This is a genomic window from Conexibacter sp. JCM 18997 (assembly GCF_055391915.1).
The window spans coordinates 86,974-105,733 of the sequence record NZ_AP043885.1; the positions used below are offsets into that span (position 1 = coordinate 86,974).

Sequence of the window (18,760 nt, forward strand, 5' to 3'; positions counted from 1 at the left end):
CACTGTGCCACCTCAGTCACCGGAGGAGGACGAGATGCCGAGCTATGACGAGGTGGTCGCCAACCACCAGTGGCGCGTGCCCGAGCGCTACAACATCTGCGCCGACGTGTGCGAGCGTCACCCGCGCGAGAAGCTGGCGATGATCCACGAGGATCCGACGGGCACGGTCACCGAGGTCACCTGGGGCCAGCTGCAGGACCGCAGCGCGCAGATCGCGCACCTGCTGGCCGCGCACGGCGTCGAGGTCGGGGACCGCGTCGCCGTGGTGCTGCCGGCCACGGTCGACGCCGCCGCGACCTTCCTGGCCGTCTACCGCTCCGGCGCGATCCTCCTGTCGATGTCGGTCCTCTACGGCGACGAGGGCGTCAAGCACCGCCTGACCGACTCGGCGGCCAAGCTGCTGGTCACCGACGCCGCCAACCGCGAGCGCTTCGCGGCGCTGGGCGCCGACGTGCTGCTGCTGGACGAGGCCGCGGCGCAGCCGACCGACTTCGCCAGCGTCGACACGGCGGCCGACGACCCGGCCCAGCTCTACTACACCTCCGGCACCACCGGGCTGGCCAAGGGCATCCTGCACGCGCACCGCTACCTACTGGCCCACGAGGAGTTCGAGTACTGCCACGAGGTGCAGGACGGCGAACGCTTCCACGGCATGGGGGAGTGGGCCTGGGCGGCGGGCATCTCACCGCTGCTGGGGCCGTGGCGCTACGGCGCGGTCCAGTGCGTCCTGCAGCGCGAGGGCGGCTTCGACCCGCACCGCCAGCTCGACTTCCTCTCGCGCCACGAGGTGACCAACGTGTTCGGGACCCCGACGGCGATCCGCTCGATGATGGGCATCGCCGACGCGGGGACCCGCTACCCGCAGCGCCTGCGCCACGTGTGCAGCGCCGGCGAGCCCCTGAACCCCGAGGCGATCCGCTGGTTCCGCGAGCAGTTCGGCGTGACCGTGCTCGACTACTACGGGCTCAGCGAGTCCTACCCGCTGGTGGCCAACTTCCCGTGGATGGAGGTGCGCGAGGGGTCGATGGGCCGGCCGATGCCCGGGTGGGACGTGCAGATCCTCGACGAGGACGAGCAGCCCGTGGCCCAGGGCGATCGCGGTGAGATCTGCCTGCGCGCGCGGTCCAACCCGCACTGGCCGCTGGGCTTCTGGAACAAGCCGCAGGAGAGCGAGGAGACCTTCGGCGGCGAGTGGTTCCACACGAAGGACGCGGCGATGGCCGATGCGGACGGCTACATCTGGTACGCCGGGCGGGCCGACGACGTGATCATCTCCGCCGGGTACCGGATCGGGCCCTTCGAGGTCGAGTCCGCCTGCCTGGAGCATCCCGCGGTGGCCGAGGCCGCGGCGGTCGCCTCGCCCGACGAGCGGCGCGGCACCGTGGTCAAGGCGTTCGTGATCCTGGCCGACGGGTACGAGCCGTCCGAGGAGCTCGGGCGCGAGATCGGCACGTTCGTGCGCGAGCGCCACTCGGCCTACGCCTACCCCCGTAAGGTGGAGTTCGTGGATTCCCTTCCCAAGACCCTGACCGGCAAGATCCGCCGCATCGAGCTCCGCGAGCGCGAGCTCGACCAGGCTGGGGCCGGCGCGTGAGCGCCGACACCGCCAGCGTTCCCGCAGAGCGCTATCTGGAGCTGCTCAAGCGCGCGCTGCTCGACGACCTCGGCGCGGGCGAGACGCTGGCCCCGATGGGCACGCCGACCTCGCCGCCCAAGAAGCTGGCCTTCGAGGCGATCCGCCGCGCCGGCGTGGTGCCCGCCTACCGCGAGGACCGCGCCGGACGGCTGCGGGGCGAGATCTGGCCCGCCCGCGCGGTGACGATGCTCAGCCGCGATCGGCTCGACGCGATCCAGAGCTGCATCGAGGACGTGCTGGCCAACGACGTGCCCGGCGACTGCATCGAGGCGGGCGTGTGGCGCGGCGGCGGTTCGATGCTCATGCGCGCCGTGCTCGACGCCCACGGGGCGACCGACCGCACGGTGTGGCTGGCCGACTCGTTCGCCGGCCTGCCCGAGCCCGACCCGCGCTACCCCGCCGACGTGGGCTCGACCTTCCACGAGGCGGCCGACTACCTGGCGGTCCCGCTGGAGGCCGTGAAGGCGAACTTCGCGCGCTTCGAGTTGCTGGGGGACAACGTCCGCTTCCTGCAGGGCTGGTTCAAGGACACGCTCCCGGGTCTGACCGAGGAGACCTGGTCGGTGATCCGCCTGGACGGCGACATGTACGAGTCGACGATGGACGGAATCGCCAACCTGTACCCCAATCTGTCCCCGGGTGGGTGGGTGATCGTCGACGACTACAAGACGATCGAGGCCTGCCGGCGCGCGATCGACGATTTTCGCCGCGACCACGCGATCACCGACGAGTTGGTCGATGGAGACTGGCAATCCGTCATGTGGAAGCGAGGAAGCTCACCCTCGACTTGAGGGTGAGTTGTCGCTGTGCCGACGCTCGTCCGCGACGTGATCCTGCGGGACGGCAGCGTCTTGCGCCTGCGCGGGCCCGAGCCCGAGGACGAGCCGGCGATCAAGGACTTCTTCGACCGTCTCGATCCCGAATCGCGCTACCTGCGCTTCCACGGGCACGTGCGCTCCGATCGCGTCGCCGCCCACTACGCGGCCGCCGACGGTCACAGCCGCGTCGCGCTCCTGGCCCACCGCGGCGGGGAGATCGTCGCGGTGGCCGGCTACGAGCGCCTGCGCGAGCTGGGCGCCGCCGAGGTGGCCTTCGCGGTGCTGGCCTCCGAGCAGGGCCGCGGGCTGGGCACGCGGATGCTGGAGCAGCTCGCGGCCCACGCCGCCGCGCACGGGATCGATCGCTTCGGCGCCTCGGTCATGGCCGAGAACCGGCGCATGCTCGGCGTGTTCTCCTCCGCCGGCTTCGCCGTCAAGCGTGAGACGAGCTACGGCGTGACCGAGCTCGCCCTCGACATCCGCCCGACCGAGCAGCTGGCCGAGCGGATCGCCGAGCGCGACCACGAGGCGACGGTCGCCTCGCTGCGCCCGCTGCTCGCGCCCACCGCGGTCGCCGTCGTCGGCGCGTCCAACGCGCCGGGCAGCGTGGGCGGCACGATCTTCGCCAACCTGCTGGACAGCGGCTTCACCGGCATCGCCACGCCCGTCAACCGCGCCGCGCGCGTCGTGCACTCGGTGCGCGCCTACCCGCGCGTGACCGACATCCCCGAGACGCCGGACCTGGCCGTGCTCGCGGTGCCCGCGTCGGAGGTCCTGGAGGTGGCGCGCGACGCGGCCTCGGCCGGCGTGCGCGGCCTCGTCGTGGTCTCCGCCGGGTTCGCCGAGCGCGACGCCGAGGGCCGCGCGCGCCAGGAGGCGCTGCTCGAGTTGGCCCGCGACCACGGCATCCGCCTCGTCGGGCCCAACTCGCTGGGCGTGCTGTCGACCGATCCCGCCGTCTCGCTCAACGCGACGCTGGGCACGCTGCGCCCCCAGCCCGGGCGCCTGGCCATCTCCTCGCAGTCGGGCGCCCTGGGCATCGCGCTGCTCGGCCAAGCGGTCGGCCGGGGGCTGGGCGTGGCCGGATTCGTCACGCTCGGCAACCGCGCAGACGTCTCCACCAACGACCTGCTCGAGTGGTGGGAGGACGACCCGCGCGTCGCCGCGATCGCCCTGTACATGGAGTCCTTCGGCAACCCGCGGCGCTTCAGCGCGCTGTCGCGCCGCGTCTCGCGCCGCAAGCCGATCGTCGCCGTGAAGGGCCACCGGGACGGGGCGCTGGCCGCCACCGACGGCTCGGTGACGGCGCGGGCGATGCGCGGCGAGGCCGTCTACGACGCGCTGTTTCGCCAGGCCGGGGTGCTGCGCGTCGAGGGCGCTCAGGCGCTGTTCGACGCCGCGGCGCTGCTCGAGCGCCAGCCGCTGCCCTCCGGCCGCAGCGTCGCCGTGGTGACCAACTCCGGCGGCCTGGGCACGCTGGCCGCCGACGCGTGCATCAGCCGCGGCCTGACCGTGGCGCCGCTCGCGCGCTCGACCACCGAGGCGATCGAGGCCGCGGTCCCGCGCGCCGACCGCACGACGAACCCGGTCGACCTGGGCATCTCGGCCACGCCCGCGGACCTGCGCGCCGTCGTCTGCGCCGTGCTAGCCGACGAGGGCGTCGACGCGGCGATCGTGCTGTCGGTGGATCTGGCCGGGGTGTCGCCGGCCGAGATGCTGGCGGCGCTGGAGCCGGGCGACGACGCGGAGGCTGCCGGGCGCGCGGGGACCGCTTCCCGGGGCAAACCCGTCGCGGCGTCGATCGTGCAGGCCGACGGGCGCATGGCGGTGGCCGCCGGCTCCGTGCCGAACTTCCGCTTCCCCGAGGCCTGCGCCGAGGTGCTCTCGCTGGCCGCCGACCGCCGCGCCTGGCTGTCGCGCCCGCTGGGCCAGCCGCCGGCCTTCGCCGACCTGGACCCCGACGCGGCCCGGGCGCTCGCGCGCAGCGCGCTGGGCGAGACGATCGGCGGCAGCGTGTGGCTGGGCCACGACACAGTCGCGGCGCTCCTGGACGCCTACGGGATCCGGTTGCTGGAGACCCACCGTTGCGCCGACGCCGACGAGGCGGTGGCCGCGGCCGCCGCGATCGACGGCCCGGTGGTGCTGAAGGCCGAGCTGGCCGGCGGGCGCCTGGCGGGAGAGATCGACGCGGCGCTGGTCGGCCTGGAGGGGGAGACCGCCCTGCGGGCCGGCTGGGAGGCGCTGCGCGACCGGGTCGCCGGCGTCGGGCGCACCTGGCAGGGCGTCGGGGTGCAGCCGCTGGCCCCGGCCGGCGTCGACGTGCTCGTCGGCTCGATCAACCACCGCGACCTGGGCGTCGTGACCGGCGTGGGCGCGGGCGGGCGCCAGGCCGGCCTGGCCGGCGACGTGGCCTTCCGCCTGGCCCCCACCACCGACGTCGATGCCGATGAGCTGATCGGCGAGTCGCCCGTGGTGGCCACCTGGCTGGAGGGCGAGCACGGCGGCGGCCCCCTGGATCGCGATGCGCTGGAAGACGTCGTGCTGCGCCTGTCGCGCCTGTTCGAGGACGTGCCCGAGCTGCTGGAAGGCGATCTGAACCCGATTCGCCTGCACCCGGGCGGTGCCCTCGTTCTCGACGCGCGCCTGAAGGCCGGACTGCGCGCCGAGCGCGAGCGCATCCGGACCTGGTAGCGCATCGATCGCCCTATCCTGCGCGTGATGGACGAGCGGCTCCTGACCGAGCGCCTCATCACCTACGACACCTCCACGGACGACGGCATCCGCGCCGCTTCGGGCTTCGTCAAGGGGTGGCTGGAGGCCCGCGACATCCGCGTCACCGACGCGGTGCACAAGGGCCTGCCCGTGATCGTGGCCGAGGTCGGTCCGGCCGACGCGCCGCGCGTGGTCTTCCACGGCCACGTCGACGTCGTGCCCGCCCGCGAGGGGCAGTTCGAGCCCCGGGTGGAGGGCGACCGGCTGATCGGCCGCGGCGCCTACGACATGAAGGGCGGGCTGGCCACGATGATGCTCGCGCTGCGCGACGTGGCCGACCAGAAGGGCGTCAACGTCCGCTTCGTCTGCGTCCCCGACGAGGAGTCCGACGACGTCGAGTCGCGCTCGATCGACGCGCTCGTGGCCGGGCAGCTGGGCAACGCCGACTTCGCCATCACCGGCGAGCCGACCGACCTGCACATCGGCGTGCAGGCCAAGGGCGTCCTGGCCGTGCGCGTGGAGGTGCACGGCAAGGCGGCTCACGGCTCGACGCCCTGGGAGGGCGACAACGCGATCCTCAAGGCCTACGACGTGTTCCGGCGCATCGAGACGCTGCCGTTCAGCCGCATGAGCTCGGACCTGTTCGACCGCCCGTCGATCAACCTGTCGCGGATCATGGGCGGCGACGCCTTCAACAAGGTGCCCGACTCCTGCGGGATGGACGTCGACATCCGCTTCCTGCCCAACCAGGACGCCGGCGAGATCCTCTCGCAGATCCGCACGATCCCCGAGATGGACATCGTGCGCTGCTTCACGCGCGTGCCGGCGATCGTCTCGCGCCGCAACCCCTACGTGCTGTGCCTGCGCGACGCGGTCGGGCGGGCGGTCGAGGGCGACGCGCTGTCGATCGGCCGCGACGGCGCCTCGGACGCCGTCTCGTTCCTGCAGGCCGGCATCCCCGCCGTCGAGTTCGGCCCGACCGGCGGCGGCCATCACGGTCCCGACGAGTGGGTGTCGATCTCGTCGCTGGCCCGCTACCGCCAGGCGCTGGGCGCGTTCATCCGCGACCTGCCCGCCGCGCTGGCCGGCGGCGATCAGCCGCTGCGCGCGGTGGCCGGGCACCAGCTCACCGCGGTCGAGCCCGACGAGGGGTTCAACGCTGGCCGAGGTCTGGCCTAGGTGGCCACCTACGAGGACCTCGACGCCAAGCCGCCGCGCCCCGGGCGCGGTGTCGTGTGGCGGTTCCTGGCCGCCGGCCTGGTCATCTTCCTGTGCGCCGCGGCGGCCACCGCGACGGCCGCGCTGCTGCAGGTCAAGGAGGTCGCCGACATCCTCGCCGACGAGTCGGTGCCGCTGCCCAAGGGCACCGAGACGGCGCTCGACGACGTCGCGGCGGGCAAGCCGCAGACGCTGCTGATCCTCGGCTCCGACAAGCGCTACATCGACGAGGTGCAGGGCAACCCGGCGCGCTCGGACACGATCATCCTGCTGCGCCTGGATCCCGATCGCGGCGCCACCGCGGTCATGTCGATCCCGCGCGATCTGAAGGTCGAGATCCCCACGAAGAACGGGGTCGTGACCGACAAGATCAACGCCGCGTACTCGCTCGGCGGCCCCGCGTTGACGGTCAAGACGATCAAGCAGCTGACCGGGCTGGACATCAACCACGTCGTCAACATCAACTTCGGCGGGTTCAAGGACGCCGTCGACCGCCTCGGCTGCGTGTACGTGGACGTCGACCGGCGCTACTACAACGACAACAACCCGCCCAACGGAAGCGCGACCGACTACGCGACGATCAACATCGAGCCGGGCTACCAGAAGCTGTGCGGCCAGAAGGCGCTCGACTACGTGCGCTACCGCCACTTCGACACCGATCTCGTGCGCGCCGCCCGCCAGCAGGACTTCCTGCGCCAGGCCAAGGAGCAGGTCGGCGTCTCCAAGCTGCTGGACGACCGCGAGGAGCTGCTGCGGATCTTCGCCCGCAACACGCAGACCGACGTGCGCGGCACCCAGTCGATCCTGCGGCTGCTGAAGCTCGGCTACGAGTCGGCTCAGAACCCGGTGCAGGAGGTGCACTTCCGCTCCGAGATCGGCGAGAGCTACGTCGAGGCCACGCAGGACGACATCACCCAGACCGTCGACGAGTTCCTGCAGGGCAAGGACTCCGCCGGCGGCCGCGGCGAGCCCGAGCCCCGGCCCGAGGACGCGGCCACGAAGAAGCGCACCGAGAGCAAGCCCAAGCCCGAGGGCTATCCGGGCACGTTCGAGAACCCGACGCCGGCCGAGGACCAGGGCATCCAGGTGGCCGTCGAGCTGTCGAAGATCAAGAAGGCCGGCAAGGGCCCGCTGCCGGTCTACTACCCCAAGCTCGCGGCCGTCGGCTCGTCGTACGTGAGCGACTCCGTGAGCCCGCGGGCCTACGCGATCCGCGACCGCGGCGGCCACAAGTACAAGGCCTACCGGCTCGTCGTCCAGGCCCAGGGCCTGGGCCAGTACTACGGCGTCCAGGGCACCGACTGGAAGGCGCCGCCGATCCTCGACAACCCCAGCGAGGAGCGCAAGGTGCACGGTCGCACCCTGCAGCTGTTCTACGACGGGGACCGGCTGCGGCTGGTCGCCTGGCGCACCAGCAAGGGCGCCTACTGGATCTCCAACACCCTGCTGCAGACGCTCACCGAGCGCCAGATGCTCGGCATCGCCCAATCGCTGCGGCGCGTCGGGACCTAGGGCCAGCGTTGGGCGGGCACGGGCCGGGGCCGCTCGGTCGGTAGCCTCCGCCGCCTCATGGCTGAACGTGAACCGATCGGTGTTGTGGGCACCGGATACGTAGGTCTGGTGACCGCGGCGGGCTTCGCCGAGCTGGGCAACGAGGTGTGGTGCATCGACATCGACGCCGAGAAGGTGGCCCGGCTCAAGCGCGGCGAGATCCCGATCTGGGAGCCCGGCCTGCAAGAGCTGGTGGCCAAGCACCGCGGCCGCCTGCACTTCTCCACCGACATCGCCGACGCCCTGGAGCACGCGCGCCTGCTGTTCGTCGCCGTCGGGACGCCGCCCACCTACTCCGGCGACCCCGACCTGAGCGCGGTGCGCGCGGTCGTCGGGGCGATGCCCGCCTCCGACCACCACGCGCTGGTCATGAAGTCGACCGTGCCCGTGGGCACGGGGGCCTCGATCAAGCGCTTCTTCGTCGAGCAGGGCAAGGGCGACTTCCGCTACGTCTCCTGTCCGGAGTTCCTCAAGGAGGGCTCGGCGGTGGACGACTTCCTGGCCCCCGACCGCGTGGTCATCGGGGACGACGGCGACTGGGCCGGCGACGCGGTCGTCGACCTGTACGCGCCGCTGGACGCGCCGCTGGTGCGCACGGACATCGCGTCGGCCGAGATGGTCAAGCTCGCCGCCAACGCGTTCCTGGCCACGAAGATCAGCTTCATCAACGAGATCGCCAACGTCTGCGAGGAGACCGGCGCCGACGTGCTCGAGGTGGCCCGCGGCATGGGCCTGGACGACCGCATCGGGCCGAAGTTCCTGCAGGCCGGGATCGGCTTCGGCGGCTCGTGCTTCCCCAAGGACGTGCTCGGCCTCAAGCAGCTGGCCGGCAACTCGGGCTATCACTTCCAGCTGCTCAACGCGGTCATCGAGGTCAACGAGCTGCAGAAGCGCCGGGTGATCGGCAAGCTGCACAAGCACCTGGGGCCGCTGGTCGGCAAGCGCATCGCGCTGCTGGGCCTGGCCTTCAAGCCCAACACCGACGACATGCGCGAGGCCTCCTCGCTCGTGCTCAGCGCGCGCCTGCAGTCCGACGGTGCCGACGTGGTCGCCTACGACCCCGTGGCCGAGGAGGAGGCGCGCAAGCTGATGGGCGGCATCGAGTTCGCCGACAGCGCGCTGGGCGCCGTGGCCGGCGCCGACGCGGTGGTGCTGGTGACCGAGTGGGGCGAGTTCAAGGAGCTCGACTTCGCCGCCGTCGCGGAGGCGATGGCCGGCACCGTGGTGATCGACGGGCGCAACGCGCTGGACCCGGCCGCCGTCAAGGCCGCCGGCCTGACCTACGAAGGCATCGGAAGGGCCTAGGCACTCAACATGCAAGCCGTGATCCTCGTCGGCGGGGAGGGGACCCGACTGCGGCCCCTGACCTCGAACGTCCCCAAGCCGGTGGTCACGCTGGTCGACCGACCGTTCATCGCCTTCATGTTCGAGTGGCTGAAGGGCCACGGGGTCGACGACGTGATCATGTCGTGCGGCTTCAAGGCGTCGGTCATGCGCGACGTGCTGGGCGACGGCTCGGGCTTCGGCATCCGCCTGCGCTTCGTCGAGGAGCCCGACCCGCGCGGCACCGGCGGCGCGCTGAAGTACGCCGAGGACCTGCTGGACGAGCGCTTCCTGATGCTCAACGGGGACGTGCTCACCGACCTGGACCTGACCGCCCAGATCGAGCAGCACGAGCGCACGGGCGCGGTCGGCACGCTGGCGCTGGTGCCCGTCGATGACCCCAGCGCCTACGGCCTGGTGCGCCTGGAGTCCGACAACGCCGTGCGCGAGTTCGTCGAGAAGCCCTCGGCCGACCAGATCGACACGAACATGATCTCCGCGGGCGCCTACGTGCTCGAGCGCAGCATCCTCGATCTGGTGCCGGCCGACCAGAACGTCTCGATCGAGCGCGAGGTGTGGCCGCGCCTGGTCGGCAACGGGCTGTACGCCTTCCCGCACGAGGCCTACTGGATGGACATCGGGACGCCGGATCGCTACCTCCAGGGCACGTTCGACATCATCGAGGGCACGGTGCGCACGGAGCCCGTGCAGCGCCTGGGCGACGCCGAGGTCGCCGAGGGTGCGCAGATCCACTCGCTGGTCGTGCTCGGCGACGGCGTGCGCGTGGGCGCGCGCTCGGTCGTCGATCGCGCCGTGGTGCTGGCGGGCGCGCAGATCGGCGACCATTGCGTCGTGCGCGATTGCATCGTCGGCCCAGGAGCCCGCATCGGGGACCGCACGCACGTGTCGGGCCACGCCGTGCTGGGCGAAGGTGTCACGATCGGTTGCGACAACGTCGTCACCAACGGCGCCCGGGTGTTCCCGGGGGTCGACATCCCGGACGGGGGGCTGAAGTTCTGATGAGCGGATCGGTGGAGACGGACGCGCTCAGCTCGGCGGCGGTCGACGCCATCGACGAGGAAGGCCTGCTCGCCGACATCCTCGACCTGCCCGAGCACCTGCGCGACGCCATGTGGCGGGTGGACTCCGCCAACCTGCCGTCCTGGGACTCGCCCGGCGGCCTCGTGGTCGCCGGCATGGGCGGCTCGGCGCTCGGTGGCGAGCTGGCCGCCGCCTGCCTGGGCGACCAGGCGTCGCGGCCGATCGTGGCCACCCGCGGCTACGGCCTGCCGTCGTGGACGACGCCCGAGGTGACGGTGCTGTGCTGCTCGTACTCGGGCAACACCGAGGAGACGCTGGCCGCCTTCGACGCCGCCGGCTTCCTGGGCGCCCGCCGCGTGGTCGTGACCAGCGGCGGCAAGCTGGCCGAGAACGCCCGCTCGGAGGACGTCCCGGTGATCCCGGTCCCGGGTGGCTTCCAGCCGCGTTCGGCGATCGGCTACATGATCGTCGCCGCGCTCGAGGTGGCCGCCGCCTGTGGCGTGGCCACGCGCATGGCCAGCCAGATCGACGTCGCCGCCGCGCATCTGGACGAGCTGTGCGGGCAGTGGGGTCCCGACGCCCCGTCGGACTCGCTGGCCAAGCAGCTCGCGCACGCGCTGCACGGGTCGGTTCCGGTCGTCGCCGGCACCGGCCTGACCACCCCGATCGCCTACCGCTGGAAGACCCAGCTCAACCAGAACGCCAAGCTGCCGGCCTTCTGGTCCCAGCTGCCCGAGCTCGATCACAACGAGGTGGTCGGCTGGACCGGCGCGCCCGGCCTGGGTCGCTTCTCGGCGATCTTCCTGGACGACTGCGACAACCACCCGCGCGTCAGCGACCGCATCGAGCTGACCATGGGCCTGATCGCCGACCGCGCCCACACCGTGCAGGTGGTGCCCACCCTGGGCCAGGGAACGGTCGAGCGCGTGATGTCGCTCGTGCTGCTCGGCGATCTCGTCTCGCTGTATCTGGCCGTGCTGCAGGGGATCGACCCCAGCCCCGTGCCGATCATCGACGAGCTCAAGGCGCGCCTGGCCGAGCGCTGACGTTTCGGCCGGCCCGGGCGGGGAACTGAACGGCGCATGGAGACCCGAGACGCCGAACGCCTGGCCAAGCTGACCAAGGAGGTCGTCGAGCTGGGTGTGACCCTCGCCCTCGTCCCGCTGCGGATGCTCCTGCGCCACCTGCTGCCGGGGCAGATCCCGGCCGACCGCCAGCGCTGGGCGCCGGTGGTCGACGGCGACGCGCCCGCGGCCCCGAGCACCCCCGTGGCCACCGCTGCGCGCATGAGCACGTCGACGCCGGCGGCGCCGTCGCCCCACGCGTCCGACCTGACCGGCGCCGACGCCGCCCGGCTGCGCGAGGCCGAGCGCGAGGCGGAGTCGACCCCCGACGGCCCTGGCCCCGAGCTGCACGTCGCGGCGCCGTGGCCCGGCTACGACGCGATGACCGTGGGCGACGTGCTCGACCGACTGACCGGCGCCGACCCGACGACCCGCGCGATGGTGCGCCTGTACGAGGAGACCCACAAGAACCGCAAGGGCGTGCTGCGCGCCACGGAATAGCGCGTCGCGCCGGGGTACTGGGCCGAAGGGTGGGATTTCCCACCCCCTCCGGGCAGGTCGTCCCCAAACCTTGACACGACCTCGGTAAGGTTTGGGGCCGTGGACGCCCTGACCATCCATGAGGCTGCGGAGACGACCGGCTGGTCGCCGCGCATGCTGCGATACGTCGAAAGCATGGGCCTGATCGAGTCCGACCGCTCTCCGGGCGGGTATCGGCTCTATGGCCCGGAGCAGCTGCAGCGCCTGCGCACCCTGCGCGAGCTGCTCGATCGCTTCGACGTCGGCCTCTCCGAGATGGGCTTCGCATCCCGCCTGCGCCGGGAGGACGACCTGTCCTCCGCGGTCGAGGCGTGGTTCGAGGCCAAGCCCAGGCGTCCCGAAGACGTTGCCGCCGCCGACTGGCTGCGATTCGAGCAGGAGAAGCACCAGCGTCTGCTCGACGCCGCCCTGTCCTGAACTCCCCTGGAGGAGCCCATGAGCACCGAAGCCCCCACCAAGCTCGACTTCAAGGTCGCCGACCTGTCCCTGGCCGAGTTCGGCCGCAAGGAGATTCGTCTCGCCGAGCACGAGATGCCCGGCCTGATGCAGACGCGCGCGGAGTTCGCCGACTCCCAGCCGCTGAAGGGCGCCCGCATCATGGGCTCGCTGCACATGACGATCCAGACCGCCGTCCTGATCGAGACGCTCGTCGCGCTCGGCGCCGACGTCCGCTGGGTCTCGTGCAACATCTTCTCCACGCAGGACCACGCCGCCGCCGCGGTCGTCGTCGGGCCCGAGGGCACCGTCGAGGATCCCCAGGGCGTGTCGGTCTACGCCTGGAAGGGCGAGACGCTGGAGGAGTACTGGTGGTGCACCGACCAGGCCCTGAACTGGAGCCTCGGTGGGTCGGAGTTCGCCGGCCCGAACATGATCCTCGACGACGGCGGCGACGCCACCATGCTCGTCCACAAGGGTCGCGAGTACGAGCTGGCCGGCGGCGCCCCGGACCCCTCGACCGGTGAGTCCGAGGAGTTCCAGGTCTTCCTGACGCTGCTGAACAAGTCGATCGCCGAGGATCCCAACCGCTGGACCAACGTGGCCGCCGACATCAAGGGCGTCTCGGAGGAGACGACCACCGGCGTGCACCGTCTGTACGAGCTGGCCAAGACCGGCGACCTGCTGTTCCCGGCGATCAACGTCAACGACTCGGTCACCAAGTCGAAGTTCGACAACCTGTACGGCTGCCGCCACTCGCTGGTCGACGGCATCAACCGCGCCGTCGACGTGATGCTGGCCGGCAAGACCGCCGTCGTGTGCGGCTTCGGCGACGTGGGCAAGGGCTCGGCCGAGTCCCTGCGCGCCCAGGGCGCTCGCGTGATCGTCACCGAGATCGACCCGATCTGCGCGCTGCAGGCCTCGATGCAGGGCTACCAGGTGCTGACGCTCGAGGACGTCATCGAGACGGCCGACGTCTTCATCACGACGACCGGCAACAAGGACATCATCATGGCCGCCGACATGGCCCGGATGAAGCACCAGGCGATCGTCGGCAACATCGGCCACTTCGACAACGAGATCGACGTCGCCGGCCTGGAGAAGTTCTCGGGCATCACCAAGATCAACATCAAGCCGCAGGTCGACGAGTACGTCTTCCCCGACGGCCACTCGATCATCCTGCTGTCCGAGGGACGCCTGCTGAACCTGGGCAACGCGACCGGCCACCCGTCGTTCGTGATGTCCAACTCGTTCACCAACCAGACGATCGCCCAGATCGAGCTGTGGACGAAGAACGACGAGTACGAGAAGCAGGTCTACGTGCTGCCCAAGCACCTGGACGAGAAGGTCGCCCGCCTGCACCTCGACGCGGTCGGCGTGAAGCTCACGACGCTGCGCGACGACCAGGCCGACTACATCGGCGTCCCGGTCCAGGGCCCGTACAAGCCCGACCACTACCGCTACTAGACGAGAACCGGTCGAGCATCGGGCCAAGGGTCGACCCTGCCCGAGAACGACATCACCGATCCGCGCCTCGCCGACGACGGCGAGGCGCGCATCGACTGGGCGGACGGGTTCATGCCCGTCCTGCGCTCCATCCGGGAGCGCTTCACGGCCGAGCGCCCGCTCGAGGGCGTGCGCGTGGCCGCGTGCCTGCACGTCACGGCCGAGACGGCCAACCTCGTGCGGACGCTGATCGCCGGCGGCGCCGAGACGGCGCTGTGCGCCGCCAACCCGTTGTCCACCCGCGACGAGGTCGCGGCCGCGCTGGCCGAACGCCACGGCGCGACCGTCCAGGCCCGCCGCGGTGAGGGCCCCGACGACTATGCCCGCCACATCGGTGCGCTGGTCAAGAGCCGCCCGCAGATCACGCTGGACGACGGCGCCGACCTGATCTCCACGCTGCACGCCGCCGGTGCCGACGCGGGGATGCTGGGCAGCATGGAGGAGACGACCACCGGCCTGGTCCGCCTGCGGTCGCTGACGAACCTGGCCTGCCCGGTCCTGGCCGTCAACGACGCCCGCACCGAACGCACGATCAACGACCGCTTCGGCACCGGCCAGTCCGCCTTCGACGGCATCCTGCGCGCGACGAACCTGCTGCTGTCCGGGCGCACCGTCGTGGTCTTCGGGTACGGCTGGACGGGCAAGGGCATCGCCCTGCGGGCCCGCGGCGCCGGCGCCGAGGTGATCGTCTGCGAGGTCGATCCGCTGCGCGCTCTCGAGGCGCGCATGGAGGGCTTCGGCGTGATGCCATCGCTCGTCGCCGCCGAGCGCGGCGACGTGTTCATCACCGTCACCGGTGGGCGCGACGTGATCGGCGCCGGGCACTTCGCCCGCATGAAGGACGGCGCGGTGCTGGCCAACGCCGGTCACTTCGACGTCGAGATCGATCTCGGCGCGCTGGTCGACGAGGCCGCCGAGGTGCGTGAGGTCCTGCCGCTCGTCGAGCAGTTCACGATGCCCAACGGCCACCACATCAACCTGTTGGCCCGCGGGCGCGTGGTGAACCTGGCCGCGGCCGAGGGCCACCCGGCCGAGGTCATGGACGTCAGCTTCGCCCTGCAGGCGCTGTGCGTCGAGCATCTGGTCCGCGAGGGAGCGTCGCTCCCGCCCGGTGTCCAGCCGGTCCCCGACGCGATCGACCGCGAGGTCGCCCGCCTCAAGCTCGCCGCCCTGGGTGTCGAGATCGACGTCCTGACCGAGGCGCAGCGCGCGTACCTCGGGGTCTGGGCGCCCGAGCTCAACGCCGGATAGGGTCCGGCCGGCATGGCATCCGCAGGGCTGCAGGCCAGCATCGACAAGATGCGCACCGAGGGCGTCGCCGACGCCGCGATCGACACGTTCGCCGAGCTGTACGAGCGGCTCGTGGCGGGCGACCGCGGGCTGATCGCGGAGGACGCGATCGAGCCGGTCGCCGACCTGCCCGACGCCGACGCGCTGGATGCCGCCCCGCCCGACCAGGACGTGCTCGACCAGGCGGTCGTCCTGCGACTCAACGGCGGCCTGGGCACGAGCATGGGCCTCGACGGCCCCAAGTCGCTGCTCGAGGTGCGCGAGGGATTGACGTTCCTGGACATCGTCGCCCGCCAGGTGCTGGCGCTGCGGGAGCGCACCGGAGCGCGGCTGCCGTTGGTGCTGATGAACAGCTTCTCGACCCGCGAGCCCTCGCTGGAGCGCCTCGCGCGCTACCCGGAACTGGCCGCCGATGTGCCGATGGACTTCCTCCAGAACAAGGAGCCCAAGCTCACGGAGGACGCGCTGGAGCCGGTGACCTGGGACGCGGACCCGTCGCTGGAGTGGGCGCCGCCCGGTCATGGCGACCTGTACCCGGCGCTGGTCAGCTCAGGCATGCTCGCCGACCTCCTCGACCACGGCTACCGCTACGCGTTCGTGGCCAACGTCGACAACCTCGGCGCGGTGCTCGATCCCCGGATCCTGGCCTGGATGGCCCGCGAGCGGATCCCGTTCCTGATGGAGGTCGCCGACCGGACGCCGGCCGATCGCAAGGGCGGCCACCTGGCTCGCCGCAAGGAGGACGGCGGGCTCGTGCTGCGCGAGATCGCCCAGACGCGCGACGAGGACGTCGCGACCTTCCAGGACATCGAGCGTCACCGCTACTTCAACACGAACAACCTGTGGCTCGACCTGCAGGCGCTGGACGGCGCGCTGCGGGCCGCCGACGGCGTGCTCGCGCTGCCCATGATCGTCAACCGCAAGACCGTCGACCCGCGGGACGGCGACTCGCCCGCGGTGGTCCAGCTGGAGACGGCGATGGGCGCGGCGATCGGCGTCTTCGACGGCGCCCGCGCGCTGCGCGTCCCGCGCCGCCGGTTCGCTCCGGTCAAGACGACGAACGATCTGCTCGGGCTGCGTTCGGACGCCTTCGTCCTCAGCGACGCCTTCGAGGTCGCGCTGGCACCCGAGCGCTCCGGTCCGCCGATCGTGGATCTCGACTCCGCGTTCTACAAGCGCGTCGGCGACTTCGAGGCGCGCTTCGCGGCGGGGGCGCCGTCGCTGCTGCGCTGCGACGCGCTGGACGTCATCGGCGATGTGGCCTTCGGCGCCGACGTGACCGTGCGCGGCCGCGTGCGCGTCGCCAACGACGGCGCGGGTCAGTTGCGCATCGACGACGGCGCCGTGCTCGACGGATCGCCGTAGCGCTCGCGGCGCTGCTCTTCCTTCTCGGACTCGCTCAGCATCCGCGCGAACAGCCACACCAGCGCGATGCCCATCACGATCGACTGCTCCAGCGCCATGATCAGGCCGGCCACCGCCTGATCGTCGGTGGGCGAGAGCCCCCAGTAGTTCGGCTGATCGGCGTAGAACGCGTACAGCGCGTCGGGCGCGAAGGTCAGGACGATCCCCAGCACACCGACGAAGAGCTTCGTGGAGACCATGTAGCCGACGGGTCCCAGGCCGCCGGTCGACAGGCGGGTGCGCAGCGGCCCGATCAGGTGCCACCAGTACAGGAGGCCGGCCGACAGGAAGCAGATGTGCTCGAGCACGTGGACCGCGTCGTTGCTGGCGGCCAGGTCGTACAGCGCCGGGATGTGCCAGATCCACATCGAGCCGACGTAGAGGATCACGGCCACGACCGGATGCCCCAGCGGACCGTGCTCGATCGGCTGCAGCCGTTTGGTGATCGGGCGCATGAGCGCCTTCGTGAGCCCGAGGATCAGGAGGATCGGGACGAAGTCGAGCAGGATCACGTGCTGGACCATGTGCATGGCCAGGATCTGGTGCCCCAGCGAGTCCACCGGAGAGAGCAGCGCGACGGCGATCAGGACCAGGCCGCCCATGAACACCCACAGCCGACCGGTCGGGGCCGCCCGCGCTCCGTCGCGCGCTCGCACCTGACGCCTGCGCCGCACGTACAGGAAGCCCAGGATCAGGATCAGGGCGATCGCGCCGGGCTCGGCGTTCCACGACGCATCGGGAGAGACCGCGAAGATCACGGCGGTCGATTGTCGCAGCGTCGGGTGGCAGCGGAGCCGGGAGCGGGCGGGGATCGGTCACGACGGCGATCGTGCATCACGATCGGCGGCAATCCAGCGCCTGTGACAGTTTCGGCACACAATTGGTGCAGTTCCGTTGCAGACGTGTCTTGTTCCGTCACAGACTTCTCGGGACGCTGCCGGCATGTCGCTGGCCACGCCCTATCGCCTCCTGCTCTCGGTCATCGCGCCGCCGTGCTGCCCGGCCTGCGGCGAGCTGCTCCCCGCCGCCACGACCAGCGATCGGCTGTGCGCCGCGTGCGTGACCGCGCTGCCCTGGCTGGGCGCGGACGTGTGCCCGCGGTGCGCGCTGCCCCGACCGTGCGCGCCGTGCCCGGCCGGGCGGGCGCCGTGGGACCGAGCGTGGGCGCCGTTCGCGCACGAGGGCCCGGCGCGGGACCTCGTCGCGGCGCTGAAGTTCCGTGGGCTGCTGGCCGCGGCCGACCTGCTGGCCGCGCCGATGGCGGCCGGCGGTGGTGCGCTGTGGGCTGACGCGGCGATCGTGCCGGTGCCCAGCGATCCCGTGCGCCGCCGCCGGCGCGGGTTCGATCACGCGGCGCTGGTGGCCGGCGCGCTGGCGCGCCGCACGGGCCGACCGCTGGCCGCCTGCCTGCGCCGCGCGCCCGCACCGCGGCAACTGGGGGCCGGACGGGGAGCGCGGCAATCGCGGGCGGCGCGGGCCCTTCCGACGGTCACGGGCCAGCCGCCCGAACGCGTCGTCCTGGTCGACGATGTCCACACCACCGGGGCCACATTGCGCGCGTGCGCGTCGGCCCTGCGGTCGGAAGGTTGCCGGCAGGTGAATGTCCTCACGGCGACACGGGCAACAGGCCGATGACCCGATGTGAGCGAAGGTTGCGGCGAGGTTCGTCGAGGCGGCTTGACTGCGGCGGATCGATCCGTACCCTGAGTTCACAGGTTCGCGACAACCATCCCCATGGGAGGAACAGCGATGCAGATTGCCGTCAAGGGCCGTGGCATCCACGTTGGCGACCAGCTGCGCGAGCGCATCGAAAAGCGCTTCGACAAGGTGGGCAGGCAGGTGTCGTCATTCGCCACGCTCGAGGTCGAGCTCTCGCGCGAGCGAAATCCGGCGATCCCCGAGTCGGAGATCGCCGAGGTCACGCTGCATCTCAAAGGCGTGACGTTGCGCGCCTGCGAGCGCTCGCGCGATCTGCAGACCGCGGTCAACCTCTGCGCGGAGGACCTCGCCAGACAGGTCAAGCGGCATCGCGACAAGCGGCGCAGGCGCCGCGAGGCGCGCGCGCACGGCAACGAGCTGCGCGCCTCCCTCTAGTGCCCTGAGTCACTCATTCGCCCGCATCTGGCGGCGCCGGAATCGTGTCTGCCGGCACTCGCCATCACCACCCGTACCACCAGTACGACAGGTGATGGCGATCACCGGCAGACCCGCCCCGCCATCCA

At 71.6% G+C, this 18,760-nt stretch carries 16 protein-coding genes; 15 read left to right on the plus strand and 1 reads right to left on the minus strand.

Going from position 1 to position 18,760, the window contains the following annotated elements:
• Window positions 1-34 precede the first annotated feature (34 nt).
• From ACZ5UI_RS00460 to ACZ5UI_RS00520, 13 genes are all read left to right on the plus strand, one after another.
• A complete protein-coding gene (locus ACZ5UI_RS00460; protein WP_464193046.1) occupies window positions 35-1,594 on the plus strand; it encodes an acyl-CoA synthetase in 1,560 nt (519 codons plus the stop codon).
• Window positions 1,591-2,427: a TylF/MycF/NovP-related O-methyltransferase gene (locus ACZ5UI_RS00465; RefSeq protein WP_464193049.1), complete on the plus strand. Its 837-nt coding sequence runs from the start codon at window positions 1,591-1,593 to the stop codon at window positions 2,425-2,427. Before ACZ5UI_RS00460 ends, ACZ5UI_RS00465 begins: the two co-directional genes overlap by 4 nt.
• Window positions 2,428-2,442: 15 nt before the next feature.
• Window positions 2,443-5,145, plus strand: a complete 2,703-nt coding sequence (locus tag ACZ5UI_RS00470) for a bifunctional acetate--CoA ligase family protein/GNAT family N-acetyltransferase (RefSeq protein ID WP_464193051.1) — start codon at window positions 2,443-2,445, stop codon at window positions 5,143-5,145.
• A gap of 27 nt (window positions 5,146-5,172) precedes the next feature.
• Complete coding sequence (locus tag ACZ5UI_RS00475; protein ID WP_464193054.1) at window positions 5,173-6,345, plus strand: M20 family metallopeptidase; 1,173 nt, start codon at window positions 5,173-5,175, stop codon at window positions 6,343-6,345.
• Window positions 6,346-7,896, plus strand: a complete 1,551-nt coding sequence (locus ACZ5UI_RS00480; RefSeq protein WP_464193056.1) for an LCP family protein — start codon at window positions 6,346-6,348, stop codon at window positions 7,894-7,896. It begins immediately after the preceding gene.
• Between the two features lie 57 nt (window positions 7,897-7,953).
• A complete protein-coding gene (locus tag ACZ5UI_RS00485; protein WP_464193059.1) occupies window positions 7,954-9,240 on the plus strand; it encodes a UDP-glucose dehydrogenase family protein in 1,287 nt (428 codons plus the stop codon).
• 9 nt (window positions 9,241-9,249) lie between these two features.
• Complete coding sequence (locus ACZ5UI_RS00490; protein WP_464193061.1) at window positions 9,250-10,278, plus strand: nucleotidyltransferase family protein; 1,029 nt, start codon at window positions 9,250-9,252, stop codon at window positions 10,276-10,278.
• Window positions 10,278-11,345, plus strand: a complete 1,068-nt coding sequence (locus ACZ5UI_RS00495) for a bifunctional phosphoglucose/phosphomannose isomerase (RefSeq protein ID WP_464193063.1) — start codon at window positions 10,278-10,280, stop codon at window positions 11,343-11,345. The genes ACZ5UI_RS00490 and ACZ5UI_RS00495 overlap by 1 nt, the downstream gene beginning before the upstream one ends.
• 36 nt (window positions 11,346-11,381) lie before the next feature.
• Window positions 11,382-11,864, plus strand: coding sequence for a hypothetical protein (locus ACZ5UI_RS00500; RefSeq protein WP_464193066.1), 483 nt, complete (start codon window positions 11,382-11,384; stop codon window positions 11,862-11,864).
• Between the two features lie 99 nt (window positions 11,865-11,963).
• Entirely contained in the window at window positions 11,964-12,320 is a 357-nt protein-coding gene (locus tag ACZ5UI_RS00505) for a MerR family transcriptional regulator (protein ID WP_464193068.1), read from the plus strand.
• 18 nt (window positions 12,321-12,338) lie between these two features.
• Window positions 12,339-13,805: an adenosylhomocysteinase gene (ahcY, locus tag ACZ5UI_RS00510; protein WP_464193070.1), complete on the plus strand. Its 1,467-nt coding sequence runs from the start codon at window positions 12,339-12,341 to the stop codon at window positions 13,803-13,805.
• 90 nt (window positions 13,806-13,895) lie between these two features.
• Window positions 13,896-15,095, plus strand: a complete 1,200-nt coding sequence (locus ACZ5UI_RS00515) for an adenosylhomocysteinase (RefSeq protein WP_464197729.1) — start codon at window positions 13,896-13,898, stop codon at window positions 15,093-15,095.
• Between the two features lie 12 nt (window positions 15,096-15,107).
• Entirely contained in the window at window positions 15,108-16,499 is a 1,392-nt protein-coding gene (locus ACZ5UI_RS00520; RefSeq protein WP_464193073.1) for a UTP--glucose-1-phosphate uridylyltransferase, read from the plus strand.
• On the opposite strand, the gene ACZ5UI_RS00525 is transcribed toward ACZ5UI_RS00520, so the two are convergent.
• Window positions 16,454-17,296 carry a cytochrome c oxidase assembly protein gene (locus tag ACZ5UI_RS00525; protein WP_464193075.1) on the minus strand — a complete coding sequence of 281 codons (843 nt, stop codon included), beginning with the start codon at window positions 17,294-17,296 and terminating at the stop codon, window positions 16,454-16,456. The genes ACZ5UI_RS00520 and ACZ5UI_RS00525 overlap by 46 nt on opposite strands.
• Window positions 17,297-17,480: 184 nt before the next feature.
• On the opposite strand from ACZ5UI_RS00525, the gene ACZ5UI_RS00530 reads away from it, so the two are divergent.
• Window positions 17,481-18,173, plus strand: a complete 693-nt coding sequence (locus tag ACZ5UI_RS00530; RefSeq protein WP_464193077.1) for a ComF family protein — start codon at window positions 17,481-17,483, stop codon at window positions 18,171-18,173.
• A 114-nt stretch (window positions 18,174-18,287) separates the two neighbouring features.
• Window positions 18,288-18,632, plus strand: a complete 345-nt coding sequence (gene hpf, locus ACZ5UI_RS00535) for a ribosome hibernation-promoting factor, HPF/YfiA family (protein WP_464193080.1) — start codon at window positions 18,288-18,290, stop codon at window positions 18,630-18,632.
• Window positions 18,633-18,760: the final 128 nt, after the last annotated feature.